Origin of the sequence: Micromonospora sp. WMMD1219 (assembly GCF_049315215.1) — a bacterium.
Classification (GTDB): Bacteria; Actinomycetota; Actinomycetes; order Mycobacteriales; family Micromonosporaceae; genus Micromonospora; species Micromonospora tulbaghiae.
On sequence record NZ_CP186057.1, the window covers coordinates 4,390,358 to 4,402,643 of the forward strand.

Annotated in this window: 11 protein-coding genes; 3 read left to right on the top strand and 8 right to left on the bottom strand. The window is 73.0% G+C overall.

Annotated elements, in window-relative coordinates; genetic code table 11:
* The first annotated feature begins 2 nt into the window (after positions 1 to 2).
* Together ACN27C_RS20785 and ACN27C_RS20790 are read left to right on the top strand one after the other, a co-directional pair.
* Positions 3 to 950, top strand: coding sequence for a hypothetical protein (locus ACN27C_RS20785; protein ID WP_422747504.1), 948 nt, complete (start codon positions 3 to 5; stop codon positions 948 to 950).
* A 69-nt stretch (positions 951 to 1,019) separates the two neighbouring features.
* Positions 1,020 to 1,661, top strand: coding sequence for a M23 family metallopeptidase (locus tag ACN27C_RS20790; protein ID WP_358171493.1), 642 nt, complete (start codon positions 1,020 to 1,022; stop codon positions 1,659 to 1,661).
* A gap of 9 nt (positions 1,662 to 1,670) precedes the next feature.
* Here ACN27C_RS20790 and ACN27C_RS20795 read toward each other — a convergent pair whose 3' ends face one another.
* The 3 genes from ACN27C_RS20795 to ACN27C_RS20805 form a co-directional block, all read right to left on the bottom strand.
* Positions 1,671 to 2,084 (bottom strand): DUF4260 domain-containing protein, encoded by a 414-nt coding sequence (locus ACN27C_RS20795; RefSeq protein WP_422747507.1) that lies wholly within the window; start codon positions 2,082 to 2,084, stop codon positions 1,671 to 1,673.
* Between the two features lie 144 nt (positions 2,085 to 2,228).
* The gene (locus ACN27C_RS20800; RefSeq protein ID WP_350814796.1) at positions 2,229 to 3,713 is read right to left on the bottom strand and encodes a class I adenylate-forming enzyme family protein; all 1,485 of its coding nucleotides are present in this window, start codon (positions 3,711 to 3,713) and stop codon (positions 2,229 to 2,231) included.
* Positions 3,714 to 3,736: 23 nt separating this feature from the next.
* The gene (locus ACN27C_RS20805) at positions 3,737 to 4,978 is read right to left on the bottom strand and encodes a hydroxymethylglutaryl-CoA synthase family protein (RefSeq protein WP_422747509.1); all 1,242 of its coding nucleotides are present in this window, start codon (positions 4,976 to 4,978) and stop codon (positions 3,737 to 3,739) included.
* A gap of 126 nt (positions 4,979 to 5,104) precedes the next feature.
* On the opposite strand from ACN27C_RS20805, the gene ACN27C_RS20810 reads away from it, so the two are divergent.
* Positions 5,105 to 5,644 (top strand): DUF1697 domain-containing protein, encoded by a 540-nt coding sequence (locus tag ACN27C_RS20810; RefSeq protein ID WP_120569394.1) that lies wholly within the window; start codon positions 5,105 to 5,107, stop codon positions 5,642 to 5,644.
* An 11-nt stretch (positions 5,645 to 5,655) separates the two neighbouring features.
* Here ACN27C_RS20810 and ACN27C_RS20815 read toward each other — a convergent pair whose 3' ends face one another.
* The 5 genes from ACN27C_RS20815 to ACN27C_RS20835 all read right to left on the bottom strand — a co-directional run bounded on the left by ACN27C_RS20815 (position 5,656) and on the right by ACN27C_RS20835 (position 12,123).
* Positions 5,656 to 6,936, bottom strand: a complete 1,281-nt coding sequence (locus tag ACN27C_RS20815) for a cation:proton antiporter (protein WP_422747512.1) — start codon at positions 6,934 to 6,936, stop codon at positions 5,656 to 5,658.
* Positions 6,933 to 7,751 (bottom strand): Crp/Fnr family transcriptional regulator, encoded by an 819-nt coding sequence (locus ACN27C_RS20820; RefSeq protein ID WP_255499003.1) that lies wholly within the window; start codon positions 7,749 to 7,751, stop codon positions 6,933 to 6,935. The genes ACN27C_RS20815 and ACN27C_RS20820 overlap by 4 nt, the downstream gene beginning before the upstream one ends.
* 500 nt (positions 7,752 to 8,251) lie before the next feature.
* Positions 8,252 to 10,474: an acyltransferase domain-containing protein gene (locus ACN27C_RS20825; protein WP_422747514.1), complete on the bottom strand. Its 2,223-nt coding sequence runs from the start codon at positions 10,472 to 10,474 to the stop codon at positions 8,252 to 8,254.
* A 5-nt stretch (positions 10,475 to 10,479) separates the two neighbouring features.
* Complete coding sequence (locus ACN27C_RS20830) at positions 10,480 to 11,238, bottom strand: enoyl-CoA hydratase-related protein (protein WP_422747516.1); 759 nt, start codon at positions 11,236 to 11,238, stop codon at positions 10,480 to 10,482.
* A 6-nt stretch (positions 11,239 to 11,244) separates the two neighbouring features.
* Positions 11,245 to 12,123, bottom strand: a complete 879-nt coding sequence (locus tag ACN27C_RS20835) for a DUF6039 family protein (RefSeq protein WP_120569398.1) — start codon at positions 12,121 to 12,123, stop codon at positions 11,245 to 11,247.
* Positions 12,124 to 12,286: the final 163 nt, after the last annotated feature.

Here is a 12,286-nt window from a genome sequence, read left to right on the forward strand (position 1 = left end):
CGGTGTCGTACGCCGATCTGAGTTTCTCGCAGTGGAACGCTCTTTCCGACGGCGCTGCCGGCCGGCTGGCCCAGGACATCGCCGCGCGGCACGAGCTGACGGTGGCCGCCGTGCGGAATACGTCGTACGCGGGGCGGTCGCACCGGACGGCGCTGTTCGACCGCGGCGGGATGCGGTTCGCGCTCGTACCCGGCGGCCGGCCGGCGCTCGGCTACGACGCGGGCCGGTTCCGGCCCGGCCCGCGCCAGACCGCCGACTACGCCGACAGCGCCGCCGAGTTCGGGCTTCCGTCCCTGACCGAGTACGTCGAGGCCATGACCTCGCCGGTACGCGACGTCGACATGCCGGCCATGCTGGTCGCGGTGGACGCGTTCGACCCGTGCGAGATTCCGCTGGCGCCGGACGACCCCCGGGTGCGGGAACTGGTCGCGTCGGCCGGTGGGCGGGTCGGCGGGGTGCGCACCGTCGGATCGGGCGGTGACGGGCTGACCGTCGAGTTCGACCGGACCGGACAGGTGGTGCGGGCCCGGGCGATTCGCGAGGTCTCCTACGACGAGGCGATGGCCGGGCTCGCGAGCCTCGGCCTGCGCACGGCCACCCCGGACGAGTGGGAGTGGGCGTGTGGCGCCGGTGCGACGACCCTGTTCCGCTGGGGCGACGACTGCCCCGACGACGGCTATCCGTACGACCACAGGACCGGCCCGCACCGGCAGGAGAACCTCTGGGGTCTGGCGATCGGGCAGGATCCCTACCGGCACGAGGTGACGACCGAGCGCACCGTCGTCTGTGGTGGCGACGGCGGCGGTGCCACCTGCGGCGGCAGCGGCTTCTTCCTGGGCTGGCTCACCAGCGCGACCGCGTACCGCGACGAGGATTTCGGCCGGTGGTTCGCCTCCGAGGACGGGTACGCCGACGAGATCCTGACCCGGCCCGTCGTCGAGCTGGGCTGAGGCCCGGACGGATGCCCGGAAGCCGAGCCGGTCAGGCTGTGCACAGCGCCGCCTGTCATGCTCGAAACGATGACCACCGAGCGTCCCCACGGTTCCGGCCGCCCGCGCCGCCGCGCCCCGCGCGTCCTGCTGGTCGTCGGCGTCCTCGCGGTGCTCGCCGCCGCCGCGGCGGTCGTGGTGCCGCTGGTGCGGCCACCCGGCCCGCGACCGGACTTCCAGCTTCCGGTGGCCTGCGGCGAGACGTGGCGCCTGTCCACCTATCCGGGGCACGACGACTACGACGTCGACCTCTTCCCGACCTCCGGGGAGGCGTGGGGACGGCCGGTGCTCGCCTCCGCCGCCGGCACCGTCACGGTGGCGGGGATCAACGGCTCGCTGGGCGGTCGTACCCCTGAGGATCCGGACGGGCCGCGGGGACGCGGCGGCGGTTACTGGGTCAAGATCGACCACGGTGGGAAGTGGGAGACGCAGTACCTGCACCTGCTCGAACCGCCGTCGGTGAAGGCCGGGCAGCGGGTGGCCCGGGGCGACCAGCTCGGGCGTGTGGGCAGCACCGGGAACTCCGGCGCCCCGCACCTGCACTACGAGCAGCGCCGGGGCTGGGAGAAGGTGGAGGCGTACTTCGACGGCGTACCTTCCGGGATCACGTCCGACGACCGCGAGTACTCGGTGCGGCTGACGAGCGCGAACTGCCCGCCGACGCGCCCGTGACCTGGGCCGTCAGCGTTCGCCGGTGGACGGTCCGGCACGGCGGGCCTTCCCGATCCGGCCGAGGTGGGTGTGCTCGAACCCCTCGGTCGTCTTGAGGCCGTAGCCCAGGGCGCGGTCGACGGCGATGTGGAACACCCACGCGACGGCCAGGACGCCGAGCCAGTCGATCCGGTCGCCGGACGCGGCCGCCGCCACGGCCACCGCTCCGAGCACCGCCGGCAACGTGTACGAGTGCGCCACGTTGTAGCAGGTGGCGCCGACGCGCGGCCCGCGCAGGTAGCCGAGCATGGACAGGTCGAAGACGAGGAACAGGGCGAGCAGCGACCACCACGGGTACCCGGCCGCGACGGTCACGACGACGGCGAGGGCCGCGACGGCGACGGCCTCCGCGCGCTGCGCCGCGACCGGGTTCAGCTGCGGCATCTCCAACCTCGATGTCTGTCCGTGGCCACCGCTCAGGGCCCGATCACCCCGGTGGCCGAGGTGGCCGGCGGCAGCCGGCTCGCGCCGTCACCGGCCCCGACAGGGTACGCGGCGGAGGCCGCGCGCCGGCGACGATCGCGACGGTCAGCCGGCGAAGCGTTGCCGCAACTGGAACTTGAGCACCTTGCCGGTGCCGCCGCGGGGCAGCGCGTCGAGGCGGTGGATGCGGGCGGGAACCTGGTGCGGCTCCAGCCGCTCGGCGAGGAACGCGGCGAGCGTCGCGTCGTCCAGGGCCGGATCGGCGGCCACGACGGCGGCGACGATCTCGCCGTGCTCCGGGTCGGGCAGCGCGATGACCGTGGCCTCGCGTACCGAGGGGTGGTCGTAGAGCGCGGCCTCGACCTCCAGCGACGACACGAGCTTCCCGTCCGTGGTGATCACGTCGGTCATCCGGTCGAACAGGAACAGCTCGCCGTCGGCGGTGGCGCGTCCGAGGTCGCGGGTGCGGGTCCATCCGCCGGCGTGGACGCGGGCGTTGAGCGCCTGGTCGAGGTACAGCCGCTTGGGCGCCTCGCAGCGCAGCCACACCTCGCCGAGCTCGCCCGGCGGCAGCGGCTCGCCCTGCGGGTCGACGACGCGCATCTCGGTGCCGCGTCCGGGGCGTCCCAGCCACATCGGCCGGTCCGGGTCGACGTTGCCCAGGATGATCGCCGGCACCGCCTCGGACTGCGCGTAGGCGTTGGCGATGGTGGCGTTGGGCATGGCGGCGAGCAGGTCGCGGGCGATGCGCGGCGGCATGATCGCCGACGCGTTGCCGATGGTCTTGACCGAGCCGAGGTCGTAGCGGTCCTGCGGGCGGATGGCGGCGAGCCGGATCGCGGTCCACGGGGTCAGGATGAGCGTCGCGCAGCCGTGCGTGGCGAGCAGGCGGGCGATCTCCTCCGGGTCGTCCGGCGAGCACACGATCAGCGGTGACGGCGTCGTGGTGGCCAGCACCGCGACGGTCGTCGCGCTCGACGTGGTGCCCAGCGGCATCGGCGCGAGCAGCGGCGCGGGGTCGACCAGCTGCCCGAGGGCGGCGGATCCGCGCCCGTACGTCAGGTTGCCGTGCGGGTTGGTGAACGGCTTCGCCGGGCCGGTGGTGCCGGAGGTGTAGAGGATGTCGGAGATGTCCTCGGGGGTGACGCCGGTGTCGACGGCGCCGCTGTCGCCCTGGTCGAGGTCCGCGACGACCACCGACCAGCGTCCGGCGTCGTCCCGCCACGGCGGCAGCGCCGCGCCGCGGATCACGCCGGCCACCGCGCACTGGTCGAACCGGCGGCGCAGCTCCACCGCCGGCATCGTGTCGTTCACGTGTACGGCGGTGGCGCCGGCCTTGAGCACGCCGAGGTAGGCGACCGCGTAGTCGATCCAGTCGTCGCCGCCGAACAGCAGCGCCACCCGGGCGCCCCGGCCGGTGCCGCCGAGCCGGTCGAGCACCGCGCGGGCGACGGCGTTCGAGCGCCGGTCCCAGTCGCCGTAGGTGATCGCCGTCTTGCCGCGGACGTTTATCGCCTCCTGCTCGGGCATCAGGCCGGTGCGGTGCCGGAGCAGGTCGGGCACGACGACCGCGGACGTGGGCACACTCATGGGTCCTCCCTCGGATGGCGCGCTCAACTCCACCGGTACACGCGGTGGAAGTCTTCGATCCGGTCGAGCAGCAGCAGGCCCCGGCCGGCCACGTGGCTGTCCAGCACGGACCGGTAGGGGCCGGTGTCCAGGACGGCGTCGCGGACACCGAAGGCACGGTCGGCGGTGTGCCGGCTCCACTCGTCGAACTCGGCGACGGTGAGCCGGCGGCGCTCCTCGACGGCGCGGGCGAGCGGGCGGGCCGCGAGCCGGCCGGCGGCGCGCTCCGTGACGACCCCGCTGAAGAATTCGGACCCGCAGCCGGAGCCGTAGGAGAACAGGCCGATGCGGCGGGCCACCGTGAAGTCGGCGTGGTCGATCAGCGAGCACAGGGCGAGGTAGAGCGAACCGGAGTAGAGGTTGCCGATCTCGCTGGTGTACGACAGCGACGGGGCGACCCGCGCCGCGAAGTCCCGGTCGATGTCGGCCGGTGCCATGCCCTTGGTCTTGCGCAGCAGCGTGCGGTGGGCGCCCTTGACCATCCCGGCGAAGGGGATGTGGAAGACGAGGTGGTCGAACGTGGTGACGATGTCGGCGCCCTCGACGCGGTCCCGGTAGGCGGCGAAGCACCGTTCCAGGCAGGTGAGATAGGCGAGCAGGGACAGGTCGGAGTTCACCACGTCGACGTCCGGCCGGGGCCGTAGCGTGTCCATCACCTCCTGGGTGTGGCACCCGCTGGCGCCCAGGTCGAGCCGCAGCACGTCGGGCGTCCGGCTGACCAGCATCGCGACCGCGCCGGCGCCCTCCGACGGCTCGAAGTAGCTGCCGGCCGCCGCGACGCCCGCGATGTCGGTGGCGACCACGAGCGCCCGCGCGTCCGGCGCCGGGCTCGCGGCGATGATCGCCGCCGCGCTCTGCAGGGCCGCGGTGCCGCCGTAGCAGGCGTGTTTGACCTCGAACGACCGGCAGCGCGGCGGCAGGCCGAGGAGGTCGTGGACGTAGGTGCTGATCGGCTTGCCGAAGTCCAGCCCCGACTCGGTGGCCACCACCACCAGTTCGATCGCCTCCCGCTGCTCCGGCGACAGCGCGTCGACCAGCGGCCGGGCGGCGTTGACGGCGTGGGTCACCTGGTCCTCGCAGGGCAGGCTCACCGACCGGCGGCGCATCATCAGGTTCGGCAGCCGCGACGGGTCCAGGCCGCGCGCCTCGAACAGGCCCGGCACGTCGACGTACGCCCGCCCGGGGTAGACGTGGAGATCCTCGATGCCGACCGCCGTGGTGATCATCCTCGGGCCTCTCCTCTTCGTGGATTCCTCACCGTCGCGGTCCCTGACGTTGTACGGCCCCGGGCCGGGCGTGTCTGCTCAGAGTTGAGCGCCCGCGACCGGCCCGGCCGGTTACCATCCCGGGTCATGACGAGATACGTCGCTCTGTTGCGCGCGGTGAACATCGGTGGCGGTAGCTCGATGGTGATGACGGAGCTGAAAGAGGTCTTCGTCTCCTGCGGCTTCGACGGCGTGGCGACGTACATCCAGAGCGGCAACGTCGTGTTCGGCTGCCCCGAGACCGACGAGGTCGCGATCCTGGCCGAGATCGACCGGGGCATCAAGCAGCGGTGGGGCCGCGACGTGCCGGTGCTGCTGCGCAGCCTGGCCGAACTCGACGCGATGATCGCCGCCAACCCGTACCTCGACGTGCAGACCGATCACACGAAGCTGCTCGTCACGATGCTCAGCAGCGATCCCGGCGCGGACAAGCAGGCGGCGCTCGCCGCCCCGCCCGGCGAGACCGGCACGCTGACGCTGCTCGGCCGGGACGTGTTCGTGCACGTTCCCGACGGGTACGGGCGCAGCAAGCTCAGCAACGCCTTCGTGGAGAAGAAGACCGGCGTGGTTGGGACGACCCGCAACTGGCGCTCGGTGCTGAAGCTGCGCGACATGGCGGCGGCCTGACCGCGTACCCGTCATCGAGGGCTCGCCACTGACGGGCCGGACACGGCGCCCGAGGCGCTGTCGCCGGCGTCGGCGCCCTGACCGAACCGGTCCGCCAGCGACAGCAGCGGGCCGGTGAGAAGCGTCGTGACCAGCGCCATGACGAGCAGGGCGAGGAACAGCGGCGGGCTGAGGATGCCGGCCTGGAACGCGACCTGGAGCACGATGAGCTCGGTCAGCCCGCGCGTGTTGAGCAGGATGCCGATCCGCGCGGCCTCCGCTGGCGCGCAGCCCCCGAGCCGGCCGCCGAGATAGCCTCCGCCGATCTTCCCGACCAGGCCGAGGGCGAGGACGACGACCACCAGCGACCACGGCGTGCTGCCGACCGCGCCGGTCAGCGCGGTGAGCCCGGCGCTCACGAAGAAGATCGGCAGCAGCGACCGCCCGAGCCGCGACACGGCGGCGGTCGGCGCGTCCCAGGGCTCGCCGGGCGGCACCGCCAGGCCGACCAGGATCACGCCGAACACCGCGGTCAGCCCGAGGAGGTGGACGCCGAAGCCGACCACGAGAGCCACCACGCCGAGAACGACGGCACTGGCGGCCGGCCACCGGCCGCACCACAGTGCCGCCCGGCCGCGGCGCAGCACCCATCGGATCCCGCCGGCCAGCAGCAACGCTCCGGCGAGGACCGCCATCGCACGGCCGAAGGTCGCCGGGTCCCCGGCGCCCAGCCCGACGGCCAGGGACAGCAGCAGCCAGCCGATGACGTCGACGACCACGGCGGCGGCCAGCGCGAGGGCCCCGGCCGCCGTCTCCGTCAGGCCCCGCTCGGTCAGCAGCCGCGCCAGCACCGGTACGGCGGTGATGGACAGCGTCACCGCGACGCCCAGCACGAAGGCCGGCATCGGCGCGTCGCCGCGTACGGCCGGGCCGGCGACGAACTGCACCCACAGCGCGACCAGCACCCCGCAGACCAGCGCCGGGACGAGCGCCCCGGCGGTCACCCAGGCCAGCCTGCGGTCGTCGCGCGCCGGCCCGACCCGTAGCTCACGCGCGAGGCCGACCAGGAAGAGCACCAGCGCGCCCTCGGCGACCAGGCGCAGGAGCGCGCGTACGTCCTCCGGCAGCACCGCCGCCAGCCCGTCGTGACCGGCGAACAGGACGAGGGCCGGGCCGACGAGGAGGCCGGCGACGATCTCGCCGATCACCGGCGGCTGCCGCAACAGCCGCGCCGCGGCTCGTCCGGCCCCGCCGACGAGCAGGAGCGCCACGAGCAGCGCGGCTCCGTGCAGGGAGACCAGGACGGCGCTCACGCGGACAGCTCCCGTTCGCCGCGCAGCAGGCGCGCGCCGTTCACCGGCCGGATCGGGTCGGCGCCCCACCGGGCGGGCTCGTACTGCCCGCACTCCACGTACCGGGTCAGCGCCGGCTCGTTGATCAGGAGATAGCCGCCGGGCAGCTGATCCACCAGCTTCGCGGCGCGGAAGTGCTTGAGGAACAGCCCGACGCGGGACCGGGTGGTGCCGACCATGCTGGCCAGCTCCTCCTGGGTGATCTTCGCGTCGATCTGCATGCCGAGGTTGAGCCGGCGGCCCACCTTGCGGGCCAGTCGCAGCAGGGTCGCGGCCAGCCGGTGTTCGCTGTCCATGGTGACCAGTTGGGTGATGGCCTGCTGCTGGTCGAGCAGCTTGGCCATGAGGAACCGGGTGAAGTGCCAGTTGAGCTGCTCGTCGCTGCTCAGGACGTCGAACAGCTTCGCCGAGTTGACTCTCCTGATCACACTGTCGCGCATGGCCCGGGCGGTGTCGTGGCGTGGTCCGCCGAGCAGACCGAGCTCGCCGAACATGTCGCCCCGGGTGTGGATCGACAGCAGGCACTGCTTGCCGTCGGCGGAGGACGCGATGGTCTTGAACTGTCCGACCTCCACGAGGTACATCCGCAGATCGTGGTCGCCGGAGTTGTACGCGGCCCCGCCTCGGGGGACATGTGTGCGGACGGCGAAAGTCGGGTCGTCCCGGATCAGCCGATTCAGCTCGTTACGCAAACTGGTGGTGGCGCCGGCGATTCGCAAGGAGGCCTCCTGGCGCCCGATGTCGGTGCTCGGGCGTGTTGTCAGGTTCCTGAACATTCGCTGGTTAAATGCGTGACGCTATCAATCGTTGACAGTGCAGCCGCAACGCCGGCAAGTAATTTGTCAGCGTGCTGTCGGCATACTGTCGGAATTGCATTACGGCCCGTGCCGGCCGTTCGTCCCGTTGGCCGCCCTCGGTGCGCCGCGTGCCCGGCGTCGGGGCGGGTTCGCCACATATCCGCAGGTGAGGGGCGTCAGGCCGGGTGGAGGCATGGTGCGACCTGCGATGTCCATCGATCCGTGGTGTCTGATTCCTTCCACGTTCGGGACGCGTTCATCCAGTGAAGCAAATGCATGCAAGGGGCCTTCCGGAGGGTGTGGGGCGACGGTTGCACATACTGCTCGATCGAGCAGTATTAATGCCCGCCGCCATCGTAACTAATTGGGTGACGGGTGTCTACGCAGAGCAATGACCAGGCATTTTGTGACCTCGGGTCGGTTCGTAGGGGGTGATTGTCAGCGGAATGGGAACCGGCTGGTCTTTTTAAGGATTTAGGTCAATTTGCCTCGCTGAGCAGACGCTCGGTGACCAGCTCGGCGTGCCGGGCCCGCCAGTCGGCCAGCGGCTCCGCCGCGACGAGCCGGTTGAACGCCCCGACGTCGGTGGAGGCCGGCACCCGGTAGTTCAGCCGCTGACCCGGGGTGCCGCGCAGGGCCGCGGCGGTGGCCTCCCGGCAGTAGGCGGCGCAGACCGACGCGAGCACACCCCGGTCGTCCCGCCCCGCGACGCCGAGATCGGCGCGCACCTCGTCCAGCGGGCGGCCGAAGTGCGTCCGCTCCAGCTCGGCCAGCCGCCGGGGACCGACGTCGGCCAGCCGGTCGTAACGCAGGAACATCCGGTACAGCTCCTCGGCACGAGCGGCGAACAGCGTGCCCCGGTGCGCCACCGGAGACCGCGCGCCGAGCTCGAACAGGTCCGGATCGGGCGCCTCGCGGACGTCGGTGACGTCGAGCGCGGCGAGCAGGTCCTTCGCCGCGTCCGAGGTGGCGGCCTCGGCGGTGCACTGGTTCACCGTCGTCGTGACCACGAAGTCGGCACCGAGCGCGAAGGCGGCGGCGACGGCCGCCGGGGTGCCCACCCCGGCCACCCCGATCCGCGCCCCCGGCGCCTCCCGGTCGCGCAGGGCCACCAGGGCCGGCACCAGCGCGTGCGCGTCCCGTTCGACGGCCACGTCGGTGGCGACCGCCTCCCGTGCCGCCGCGCCCGCGGACGCGCCGTCCAGGTGCCCGGCGGCGGTCAGCGCCCGTACCGTCGCCGGGTCGGCGGGGCGCAGGAACCGGACCGCGGTGGCCAGATCCGGGGCGCGGACCATGACCTGCCGGGGACCGTCGCCGTGCCGGAACCGTACGAGCTGCGGCGACACCACGGCGAGCGGGCCGGTGACCTCCACATGGCGCACGTCGTGGGCGAGGTACAGGTCGCACAGCGCCCGCTCGTCGCCACCGGACGGCCAGGCCACGCCGTACCGGCGCACGTCGCGCAGCTCGGCGAGCGCGGCCCGGATCTCCGGCAGGGTCAGGCCCTGGGCGCCGAAGAAGCCGAGCAGCCCGGCCCCGGACAGCCGTCGCAGGAACGCCGGTGACGTGACGCCGAACGGTGACGACCCGGCCAGGCAGGCGTACCGGATGCCGTAGTCGTTCCGCAGCCCGGACGAGCCCGCCGGGCGCGGACGCGACGCCGCGGCCGGCGGCGGCCCGGGGGCGGGACCACGCGCGGCCGGCTCGGACCGCGGCGGCGCGGCCGGCGGATGCGGCACGGGAGGCGCCACCGGCGAGGGCACCGGAGGAGCGACCGGCGTGGCCGACGTGGGCGGCGAGGCTGGCGTGGGCGGCGGGACGGGCGCGGCCCGGGCGAGCGGCCCGCCGGGGGCGGGCGCCGGCAGGCTCCCGGCGGCCCGGCGCCACATCTTGGTCAGCACCTCACCGGGACCGACCTCGACCGGCTCGGTCACCCCCGACCGGGCCAGCAGGCACATCGTGTCCCACCACCGGACCGGCTCGACGAAGTGCCGTAGCAGCGTGCCCGGGATCTCGCCCGGCACGTGCGGCGCCCCGGTCACGTTGCTCACCACCGGGATCGACGGCGGCGCCGGCGCGACGTCGCGCAGGGCCACCGCGAACGCCTCCGCGGCGCCGGCCATGAACCGGGAGTGCGCCGGCACGCTGACCGCCAGCGGCACGCACCGGCCGGTGCCGTGCCGCCGCACGGCGTCGACGACCGCACGGATGCCCGCCGTGCTGCCGGCCAGCACGAACTGGTCGGGCAGGTTGTGGTTGGCGAGGTCGACGTCCGGGATGTCGGCCAGCAGTTCCGTCACCCGCGACAGCGGCAGGCCGAGCACCGCCACCATGCCGCCGCCGGTCACGCTCTCCATCAACCGTCCACGGCGGACGACCAGACTCAGCGCGCTGTCGAAGTCCAGACAGCCGGCGAGGTGCAGGGCGGCGTACTCGCCGAGGCTGTGCCCGGCCACCACCTCCGGCGGCGGCCGGCCGTCCGCCAGCGCGGCCCGGGCGGCCAGCACGCTGACCAGGAACACGGCGGGCTGCACGTAACGGGTGCGGCCGAGGTACTCGCCCCGGGCGTCCCGGCACAGCTGTGCCGGTGGCACGCCGATGATCCGCTCGGCGGTGGCGCACTCGGCGGGGAACCGGTCCAGGAGACCCTCGCCCATGCCGGGGTGCTGCGAGCCCTGCCCCGGGAAGACCCACGCGCGCACGGCGATCACCGTTCCCAGGGGTAGCGGCCGTGCGCGACGAACTCCGTGATCCGCTGCCGGACCGCGGGCGCCGACATCAGCCGGCCGAACTCGGTCACCGCGTGCTCGCGCAGCCGGTCGTCGACGCCGGAGAACGCCCGGAAGTACCGCTTGGCGTCGCCGACGACCACCGGGTCGAGGCGGTTGAGCCGGAACAGCAGCTGCCGCAGCACCGTCTCGGGACGCTCGGCCACCTCGTCGACGAGTTGGATCCGGTACGCCTCGGCCGCGGAGATCGTCTGCGTGCTCAACGTCGCGGCGTACGCCTTCTGGAACCCGACCCGCCGCACCAGGAACGGCAGCACGCAGCAGGGCAGCAACCCCCACAGCGCCTCCGGCAGCGCGAACGTGCTGCGGGCGGTGGCGTGCACGAAGTCGCTCGCGGCGGCCAGCCCGACACCACCACCGGCGACCTGCCCGTCCACTTGGGCGATCACCACCCGTGGCACGGTGGTGAAGCGTTCCAGCAGGGCGAAGAACGCCGCACCGCCGTCGGAGGCGCCACCGTCGCCGGCGGCGCTCTGGAAGTCCATCCCGGTGCTGAACACGCCGTCCCGCCCGGCCAGGACCACCGCCCGGCAGGCGGCGTCGCCCTCGGCCTCGTCGAGCGCCGCGTGCAACTCGCGCAGTGTCTCGTCGTCGATGCCGTTGCGCCGCTCCGGCCGGGCCAGCGTGACGCGCAACAGCCCGGGCTCGCGCCGGAGCTCGATCGTGCGGTACGCCATCGGTGCTCAGGCCGCGCCGCTCGGCACCTGCGGCAGCAGCAGCGTGTCGCGGATGCTGCCCTCGATGAACAGCCGGTCCCAGGTGCCGCCGCCCTTGGACTCGTGCAGCCGGCGCCGGCCGAACACCTCGGTGGCCATCTCCTTGCTCCGCTCCAGCTCGGCCAGCTCGTGGTAGTCGTCGACGCTGCGCAGATGGATCAGCTGGAACAGGTGGTCCTGCTGGCCCCAGGTCTGCTCGTACAGCGTCGCGGTGACCCGGCCGGCGAGCCGCTCGTTGACGAAGTGCTGCCAGTGGGCCGCGTACATCCGGCCCTCCTCGCGGAACTCGTACTTGACGTCCGAGGTCCGCATGACGATCGCGCCCGCGGTCGCGGAGTTGATCTGCTGCTCCGGCGGCTGGTTGAGCTGGGACGACGCGGGCGGTACGAAGGTCGCCGGCTCCGCGTCGTCGCCGTCGTGGTCCATCCCGTGCTGCGGTACGAGCACGTCCTCGTGCAGGCTGCGGTGGACGAAGATGCGGTCCCAGTTGCCGCCGCCCTTGTGCGGCAGCCGGTCCTCGTCGGAGATCCGGCGGAACTCCAGGTCGTGGTCGACCATGTTGAGCAGGATCCGGTAGTCCTGCGGGGACTTCAGGTGGATGAACCAGTGCATCCGGTCCCGGCCGCCGAACACCTCCTCGAAGGCGAACGAGGTCGCCACGCCCTCCTGCGAGGTGTTGATGTACTGCAGCAGGTCCACGCTGAACTGGCGCCCCTCGGCGGCGAACCCGTAGGCCATCTGGCCGACCCGGTGCAGGATGAAGCCGGAGTTGAGCGTGTGCAGCACCCGCTCCAACGGCAGCGACGATTGGTTCAGCGCGCGGTACGGCTCGACCGTCGTGGTCATCGGTTCGCTCCTCAGGTGAGATCGCCGGTTCCGGCCCGTTTCTACGGGGACGGCCGACGGCGTGTCTGCTCACGGTTGAGCGGGCGCCGCAAGCAACCGGCCTGCTCAACGTTGAGCAGGCGAAGCCGGTACGACTGCCTAGCGTGATGTCTCGGCCGGGATC

What these genes read in the sequence shown, in the direction of transcription:
- ACN27C_RS20790 (WP_358171493.1), top strand. Translation starts at nt 1,020, where the DNA reads ATGACCACCGAGCGTCCCCACGGTTCCGGCCGCCCGCGCCGCCGCGCC.
- ACN27C_RS20795 (WP_422747507.1), bottom strand. Translation starts at nt 2,084, where the DNA reads ATGCCGCAGCTGAACCCGGTCGCGGCGCAGCGCGCGGAGGCCGTCGCC.
- ACN27C_RS20800 (WP_350814796.1), bottom strand. Translation starts at nt 3,713, where the DNA reads ATGAGTGTGCCCACGTCCGCGGTCGTCGTGCCCGACCTGCTCCGGCAC.
- ACN27C_RS20805 (WP_422747509.1), bottom strand. Translation starts at nt 4,978, where the DNA reads ATGATCACCACGGCGGTCGGCATCGAGGATCTCCACGTCTACCCCGGG.
- ACN27C_RS20810 (WP_120569394.1), top strand. Translation starts at nt 5,105, where the DNA reads ATGACGAGATACGTCGCTCTGTTGCGCGCGGTGAACATCGGTGGCGGT.
- ACN27C_RS20820 (WP_255499003.1), bottom strand. Translation starts at nt 7,751, where the DNA reads ATGTTCAGGAACCTGACAACACGCCCGAGCACCGACATCGGGCGCCAG.
- ACN27C_RS20830 (WP_422747516.1), bottom strand. Translation starts at nt 11,238, where the DNA reads ATGGCGTACCGCACGATCGAGCTCCGGCGCGAGCCCGGGCTGTTGCGC.
- ACN27C_RS20835 (WP_120569398.1), bottom strand. Translation starts at nt 12,123, where the DNA reads ATGACCACGACGGTCGAGCCGTACCGCGCGCTGAACCAATCGTCGCTG.